This window comes from Pseudomonas chlororaphis, from assembly GCA_001023535.1.
Taxonomy (GTDB): domain Bacteria; phylum Pseudomonadota; class Gammaproteobacteria; order Pseudomonadales; family Pseudomonadaceae; genus Aquipseudomonas; species Aquipseudomonas chlororaphis_E.
Genome location: CP011020.1, coordinates 4718617 through 4726578, shown reverse-complemented (window position 1 = coordinate 4726578; position 7962 = coordinate 4718617). Strand labels below are relative to the sequence as shown.

6 protein-coding genes are annotated in these 7962 nt (G+C 60.3%); 4 read left to right on the top strand and 2 right to left on the bottom strand.

Going from position 1 to position 7962, the window contains the following annotated elements; genetic code table 11:
* Window positions 1–10: 10 nt before the first annotated feature.
* Entirely contained in the window at window positions 11–2569 is a 2559-nt protein-coding gene (locus VM99_20730; GenBank protein ID AKK00378.1) for a toxin, read from the bottom strand.
* A gap of 235 nt (window positions 2570–2804) precedes the next feature.
* Here VM99_20730 and VM99_20725 point away from each other — a divergent pair, with 235 nt between their 5' ends.
* Window positions 2805–3050, top strand: a complete 246-nt coding sequence (locus tag VM99_20725; protein ID AKK00377.1) for a plasmid stabilization protein — start codon at window positions 2805–2807, stop codon at window positions 3048–3050.
* A complete protein-coding gene (locus VM99_20720) occupies window positions 3047–3466 on the top strand; it encodes a plasmid stabilization protein (protein ID AKK00376.1) in 420 nt (139 codons plus the stop codon). Before VM99_20725 ends, VM99_20720 begins: the two co-directional genes overlap by 4 nt.
* Window positions 3467–3520: 54 nt before the next feature.
* Here the strand turns inward: VM99_20720 and VM99_20715 are convergent, their stop codons facing one another.
* Window positions 3521–5440, bottom strand: a complete 1920-nt coding sequence (locus tag VM99_20715; GenBank protein ID AKK00375.1) for a chemotaxis protein — start codon at window positions 5438–5440, stop codon at window positions 3521–3523.
* Window positions 5441–5684: 244 nt separating this feature from the next.
* On the opposite strand from VM99_20715, the gene VM99_20710 reads away from it, so the two are divergent.
* Window positions 5685–6377, top strand: coding sequence for a phosphoglycerate kinase (locus VM99_20710; protein AKK00374.1), 693 nt, complete (start codon window positions 5685–5687; stop codon window positions 6375–6377).
* Between the two features lie 24 nt (window positions 6378–6401).
* Entirely contained in the window at window positions 6402–7250 is an 849-nt protein-coding gene (locus VM99_20705) for a phosphatidic acid phosphatase (protein AKK00373.1), read from the top strand.
* Window positions 7251–7962: the final 712 nt, after the last annotated feature.

Here is a 7962-nt window from a genome sequence, read left to right as displayed (position 1 = left end):
GGGGCGCCGGTCAATGGCAGGCCGCGATCAGTGCTGCGCCGACGGTTTTCCAGTCCGATGCAGGACTTTGGGTTTTCAGCGAGGTTGCCTGGAGCAACAGGTCTGCCGACAGTCCTGTGCTGACGCAGCACGCCTGGCAGCGCATGATCCAATCCACCGCTTCCATTGAGGTGGCCTGTCCTGGCTCCAACTGCGCCGTCAGACGACTCACTTGCTCAGTGTTCCAGTTCAAAAGGTTGGCCAGCAGGTTGTTGGCCTCTTTTTCCGAGGAATGCCCATCCTGATTGGCCACTTGCAGGTAGTGCAGCAGGTTTTCTTGCGACTGCGCCTGATGGCGGGCGCAATGGCTGAAGCGTTCGAGCAGATACAGCGTGTGGGGTGTGAGGGTTACGGAGGTCTTCGAGGCCAGCCATGTCGGATTATCCATCAGGGTTTTCAGCGTGCTGCTGTCCAGGTGCAGACGCTGGAAGGCCTCGGCGATGCGAAGGACTGTTGCCAGCACAGGCGGCATCATGCCCGGGGTTGTGTTGATGGCCGTGACGATCGCCTTTGCGTCGGTACCGGCCATTTGCGTCGCGCAAAGGACGTATTCGGCCGGAAGGTCCGCAATGTCATGCAGCAGCGTTTCAATCAGACGCTGAGGATCCTGGTTGGCGTTGTTGTCCGCTCGTAGTCTCGCCAGTCGTTCCTCCACCTTCTGATTCAGCGGCAAGCTCGTTCCTGGTTCATCGAACAGACGGCACCACTGCAGTACATCAAGCTGGTTTTGCCTGAGCCAGTCCACGGCCCATTCCAGCGCCATCAACACGTCGAGAATGTCCGCCTCTGTGGATTGCGAGGTGTGCAATCGCCCGGTTACCAGTGCCTTGCAGAAGTCGTCTCCTCCCAACAACCGGGCCAGCTCGGTGCATTCAAGAGGAGACAGGCCCAGCATCCGGGCGATACGGGCCTGGCGATAGAGTGAAGAAACCGTGGGCAAGTCGTGTTTCGGCGAGCCCAGGTATGTCTCGCTCTGTCGCACAAGCAACAGCAGCGAATCCTGGGTCGTGGGGAGTCCGAGACCTGCGCTCAGATAGCTGAGGGTTTGCCGGTCGGCGGTCAGAGGGCTCTGGGGGAGCTCCCACACGGGGCTTTCAAGCAGCCGGGTGCGATTGAACACTTGATCGAACAACGGCATGCGGTCGCCGCAAGCATCCACCGGCATGTCGTGCAGCAAAGAGGCAAACTCTTCAGGGGCAATGCCATGGCGTTGATTCAGGTAGCGGTAGACGCCCAGTGTGCGCAACGTGTTGGCGTTGAGTGTGTTAGTCCCTTCGGAGCGCTGGGCATTGACGATCAGCGTATCCAGTTCGGCAACGGGGATAGCGGTCCAGCGATGCAGGCGGATCATTCGCTGCGCACGGTCGAAACGCTCATGGGAGTGATGGGTGAAAACCTGCGTCTCCCCTTGGGTGGCAATACTCAGGACGGAAGTCTGTTCCGGCCCGTTGATGTAGCTGGCGCCATAGCCGGTCTGCCTGGCGTCTGGGCTGTTGATTGAGGACCGAGGGGTGTAATTACCTTGCGCCAACAGTTGTTCCACTTGCCCCGTCGTCAGGCCGGTGCGTTCCTTGAAAAACTCCAGCTGACCCAGGTTCGTTATGTTTCGGGTTCCGTAGTTCTTCTTCAGTGGATCTGGCTTGGAGATCGACGCAATGGGCGCGAGCAACAGGTTCTGTTGTTCCGGACTGAGACCGGACAGCAGTATTTGCGCGTCGAGAGGGGACGTCGTTACGCTGCCGTAGGTTGAGTTGCCTCGTGAAAACGGCAATTGCAGGCTGGCCCGATAGTTCAGCTCGCCCAGCGCGGGCTTGCCGGCCCCCAGCCCGAGCAGACACTGATGATGGTACAGGTTGTAGGGCAGCGAAAAGGGATAGCGCTCGCTGCTCAGCACCTGCGGGATTGCCCTGTCCTTGCCTTCCTCTTTCAGGTAAGCCTCGATGTTGCTGCGCAGGGTGTCATTGATGAGGTCGAGCATCGGACGCGTGGCGAATGCGCTCTGTCGATCGAGTATCAGGTGCTTGAGGTCCGGGCGGCGTTCTTCCAGGGTGATCCTGGCGGATGAGGCGGATGCCGGTAGTTTCTCCAGTTGCCTGGCAAACAGATACAGGGCACGTAGATACGCCACGGGTGAGTCGATTGCCGCGATATCGCCTTCGTTGCAGAACTGATCCCAGTTTTCCTCGAAGAGGGCCTGGTAGCCGGCGGACGCGGGCGTCGAGTCCGATCCCAGGCTGCGCCGCACGCGCCCCGGGGCATCCTTCCCGGCCGACACACGATGCGCTTGGTACCGGCGAGCGATTTGCCCGGCGTAATTCGCCGCACGATAATAGGCCAGCCCGGCATCCGCGTCGCTGTACTTGGCCAGCTCAAGGGCGAACGGTGCCTTGCCCATGCGCACGATATCGAAAACCGACGCCAGCCCCATTCGCTGCAGTGCGTTTGCAAAGCGAGCCTTTGCGGTGTCGCTGTCGTTGTCGTCGGCAAAGGCGACGAGCTTGTGCAGCAGCGAGTCATTGCTTGCGTCCATGTAGGGTTCATCTCCTGTTCGCACAAAGGTGCTTGTCCAGGGGAAACCGTACAACAGCGGTCAAAAAAAGGCGGTAGGACGAGAATGGGGGATTTGTACGAAAGGGCGATGCGTGGGGAGGGTTTTGGTTAACCGGGAATCCAGGAGAGGGGCTGGTGAGTGGAGGGTGGCTGGACAAATTGGCTATTCTTAAACTAGGCTGCAATCAATGATTTCATTGATTGCATGGAGCGCTATGGCCAGCATCACTATTCGAAACCTGGACGATCAGATAAAGGAACAATTGCGTATCGCGGCGGCCCATAACGGCCATTCCATGGAAGAGGAGGCTCGGCTGATTTTAGGGCGTGCACTGGCAAAAGTGAGTCCGGAAGGTGGATTGGGAAGCCGTATCCGAAAAAGATTCAGTACTCTGGGCGATGTTGATCTGGATCTACCCTCGCGCGACGAAAAGGCCACTGCGGCGGATCTTTTCGAATGATAGTGCTCGATACCAATGTTATTTCAGAGTTTATGCGTGCAGAGCCAAACCCCAATGTCTTGGCCTGGATTGATTCGCAGCCGGCAATGGATCTGGTCATTTGCGCTATTACCGTGGCGGAAATTCTTCACGGTGTCGCCCGGCTACCCTTTGGGAAGCGCAAGCAAAAGCTTGAAGCCCATGCAATGGCAATGTTCGAAGAGGATTTTGCCGGCAGGATCCTGCCTTTTGATGCCCATGCTGCCGTTGAGTATGCGACCCTCGTTGCGTCATGCGAGGCCAAGGGGAGGGCGGCAAGCACGGCTGATGCTCAAATCGCCGCTATTTGCCGGACTCACGGGGCGTGGATTGCAACCCGCAATATCAGAGACTTTGAGTTCCCCGGCGTTGAGGTGATCAACCCCTGGAACGCCTGAAGGATGCCTGGCGCAAAACGCCCGTGTCCCACCGGACCCGGGCGTTGTGCCTGATCAAACGCGGAAGTGACTGACCATCATCTGCAACTGATTGCCCAACCGCGCCAGCTCGACACTGGAGGCGGCGGTTTCTTCGCTGGCGGCGGCGGTCTGTTCGGAGACGTCGCGCACGTTGATGATGCTGCGGCTGATCTCTTCGGCCACGGCGCTTTGTTGCTCGGCCGCGGCGGCAATCTGCTGGTTCATCGACTGGATGTTCGACACCGTGCGGGTGATGTTCTCCAGTGAGGCGCCGGCCTTGCGGGTCAGGGCCACGCTGCTGTCGGTGAGGCTGCGGCTGTTGTTCATCACCGCGGCCACTTGTTGCGTGCCGTTCTGCAGGCCGGCCACCAGGCCTTCGATTTCCTCGGTGGATTTCTGCGTGCGCTGGGCCAGGCCACGGACTTCGTCGGCCACCACGGCAAAGCCGCGACCGGCTTCACCGGCACGTGCCGCTTCGATCGCGGCGTTGAGGGCCAGCAGGTTAGTCTGCTCGGCCACGGCCTTGATCACGTCCATGACGCTGCCGATCTTGTCGCTTTCCTGTTGCAGCACGGTCATGGCGTCGGTGGAGCGCACCACTTCGCTGGCCAAGCGCTCGATCTGGGCGATGGCTTCGCTGACCACCTGGTCGCCGGCACGGGCTTCGCCGTCGGCCGCGGCGGCGGCTTGAGACGCTTCCTCGGCGTTACGCGCAACTTCCTGCACGGTGGCGGTCATCTCGTGCATGGCGGTCGCCACCTGGTCGGTCTCGACTTTCTGGCTGTTGACGCCGGCACTGGTCTGCTCGGTGACGGCGGACAGCTCTTCGGCGGCGCTGGCGATCTGGGTCACGCCATCGCGGATACCGCTGATCAGGTCGCGCAGGGTCACGCCCATGCGAGCGATGCCTTGTTGCAGCACGCCGAGTTCGTCGCGGCGGGTGACGGTGACCGTGTGGGACAAATCGCCACTGGCGATGCGTTCGACCACGGCCAGGGTTTCGCGCAACGGCCCGGTGATCTGGCGCGTGATGACCACGGCGGCAATGATGCCCACCAGCAACGCCAGCAATGTGCTGACCAACTGCAGGGTACGCGCCTGGGCGCTTTCGGCGTCGCGACGGTCAAGCTGGATCTGGTACAGCTGCTCGCTCAGGTTCACGATGGCCGTGCCCTGGTCGGTCATTTCCTTGCGTGCCTGCACTGTATCGGCGGTGGCGACCTTGAAGGCCTGCAACGCGCTGCGGTACTGGACCAGGGCGTTTTCCAACTGGCGCATTTCAGCTTGGCGGGTGCTGGCGAAATGTTCATCCAGCGGCTTGAGCGAAGCGATGGCGGCGTCCAGTTGAGCGACGGCCTTGCGTTCGGTATCGGCGTTGCTGTTGGCGGTATAGCCGCGCACTTCATAGCGGGCCAGCATGAATTCCTGCTTGGCGCGGGTGATCGCCTGGAACTGCTCGAAGCGCTGGTCGCTCAGGGCCATTTGCTGCACGTCGGTGTTGATCGCCTCGATCAGCTTGTAGGCGGCCTCGGCGTTTGCGCCCATGGCATCGCGGGCGGTGTTGCCCGTGCGATAGGCACTGCGCATTTTGTTCAGGGACACCTGGTAGGCGCTGATGGTCGCGCTCTGCTCCTTGAGCAGCCTGACGTTTTCAGGGCTCTTGAAGCTATTGAGCAGCGCGTTCTGTTGCGCCACGAAACCATCGAGGGTGGTCTGCACATTTTGTGCGGCGGTTTCGTCGCCGTTGGTCAACATGTATTGCAGGCGCGCGACCCGCAACTTGGTCAGGCCGGCATTGAGCTGGGTGATGTCGCTCATCCAGTTGCTGCGATCGATCAGCCCGCCCAGGCTGGTCCAGCCGGTCAGGGCCAGGATGCAAGTCAGGACCAGGACCAGGCCGAAGCCCAGGCCCAGCTTCATGTTGACGCTAATGTTGCCAAACCAGCTGTTCATCCAATTCCTCCAGGAAACGTTGTGCTGCTTGTCGTCGGTTGGCTGGAAGAGTTGTTGTTGTTAAGCACCAGCAGAAATGTGTAGCAGGCTTGTATCGGCCGCCTCCTCTGGATCTGAAAGATTTTTTTCCGGGGCTTCGGCTTTCGTTGAAAGATCGGGATCTGCGCCAAGCTTTTTTTCACATCGGTTTCACCGCTTGCCTACGTGAGCCCCTCTACTGTCGCGCCATCGAATGTTTGGGTGGATGCCGTCGGGGCGGCTTGATGTGGAACTGAGACTGAGTCTTTTCGGCCAGACACGCTCGATTGATACGAGCCGGTTTGCCCGTTACCGAAACACCGCGGTCGTCCTGGCTTCGGCGCTGCTGGTGAGTGCGCTGAGCCTCTGGCTGCTGGGCCCGGCGACGCTGCCGGACCTGGCCCATGGCAACGTCGCCGGTGCGCGGGCGCTGGCTGACGGCTGGGCGAAGGGGGAAATGATCGTGCTGGTACGCCACGTCGAGCGCTGCGACCACTCCAAGGCGGCTTGCCTGAACGATCGCGAAGGCATCACCGATCGCGCCCGTGCCGTGGCGGTGGGCCTGGGAGCGCGGTTCGAGCAATTGGGCCTGGACCACGCCGATCTCTACAACAGCCCATTGACCCGCACCGCCCAGACGGCGGGGTACATGTTCAACAAGGTCAGCGCCGGCGACGATTGGCTGGTCAATTGCCGGCACGACCTGCTGCGCAACGCCCTGGCCCACAAGGTGCCCGGGCGCAACCTGATCCTGGTGACCCACAGCGAATGCATGCAGGCCATGGAGACTGCGCTCAAGCAACCGACCTCGACGTTTGGCTATGGCGCGTCGCTGTTCGTTTCCACCGCCCAACCCCAAGCGCCCCGGCTGCTCGGCTTTATCGAAGCGTCTGACTGGCGCTCGGTGACATTTAAGTAAACTTTCCCACGATCAGGACTGCCCATGCTGACGTCTGCTCGCTCCCGTTTCTACGGGCTCAATCTTGGAATTCCCCTGGTTTGCGCCGTTGTGGTGTTCCTGCTGTTCGACATGACCCGCATCGACATCGCCATCAGCGATTTTTTCTACGACCCGGTGCACCAGGTGTTCCCTTTGGAACATGTACGGCTGTTCGAGCAGATCACCCACAAGTGGGCCAGGATCATCCCGAACTGGACCGGCGAGGCGGCGATCATCGGTGCGCTGCTGTCGTTCATCTGGCCGCTGCTCAAGCCGCAGAATCGCCCTGGGTTGCTGCGCGTGCTGGACAAGGCCAGGCTGAGCAAGCCACTGCGTTTTGCCTACAGGCACCGTCGTGATTTCCTGTATGTGGTCTTCGCTTTCTTCCTCAGCACGGGGGTCATTCATTACCTCAAGGGACACACCAGCGTGTACTGCCCGGTGGAAACCACCCAGTACGCCGGCAAAATCGAGCACAAGGAGTGGTATCAGAATTTCGACCTGCTGAAGGTCGCCGGTGACGGCCGCTGCTGGCCCGGCGGCCATGCCTCCGGCGGCTTTACCATGCTCGCGCTGTACTTTGTCGCCCGTCGTTATCGCTGGCGTCATTCCAAAGCGTTGATGTACGGCGCACTGACCCTGGGGTTCGTCTACGGCACCACACGCGTCCTGCAGGGCTGGCACTACATGTCGCACACCTTCTGGGCGGGGATTTTCGTCTGGTTGAGCTGCTGGCTGATGGCGCTGGTGTTCTACGGCCGCCGGGTCCTGGAGCAACCTGTGCTGAACAAACCCCAGCCGATGGCGACCCGTGTCTTGCCGAACCTGGACGGGGCTCATCCTTCGGCCTGAAGGGCAGGCAAAAAAAAGCCCGCGGGAGAGCGGGCTAAAACCTTAGTTTCTTGAATGAGCGAGGGGACTGTACCGAATCAGGCAGGCGCATGGGGTGAAGAAAAGTTTATACGGGTAAAGGGGATTTCCTGATCCGCTTGCCGAACAATCGCTTTTTTGTGGGAGCGGGCTTGCTCGCGAAGACGGTGGGTCAGTCGATATCGATGCCGGATGCTAGAGCGCTTTCGCGGGCAAGCCCGCTCCCACAGGTGACTTGGGGTGCTCACAAAGGCTGTATTCACCCTAAAGCCCATGTGGGAGCGGGCTTGCTCGCGAAGACGGCGGCACAGTCAACACCACCACAAACTGACCCACCGCTTTCGCGAGCCTGCTCCCACCAGTGTGGGTGCAGGCTCGTGCTCTAAATTTTGAAATGCCTTGTGTAGGCACCTTTCCCATTGACTTGCAGGACATTTCCTAGAAAATTCCAACCCCTTGCGCCTGCGGATTTCGGTGCCTAGTCTCTGTTCGCCGCTGCCCATTCAGCGGTCGGGTTTAGCAGCTCGGAAATCACGTTAGGCGCATGGCAATCACCATGAACGCGGGCATCTTGATCGTCCGAACTTATGGCGGCTGTGCGCAGGGCATCTTCGGGTGCGCCGGTTTCCTAACGTGCCGGTCTGCTAACCTGCGCATGGCTGCCACCCAATCGTTTAGCAGCGAACGTGGCGGC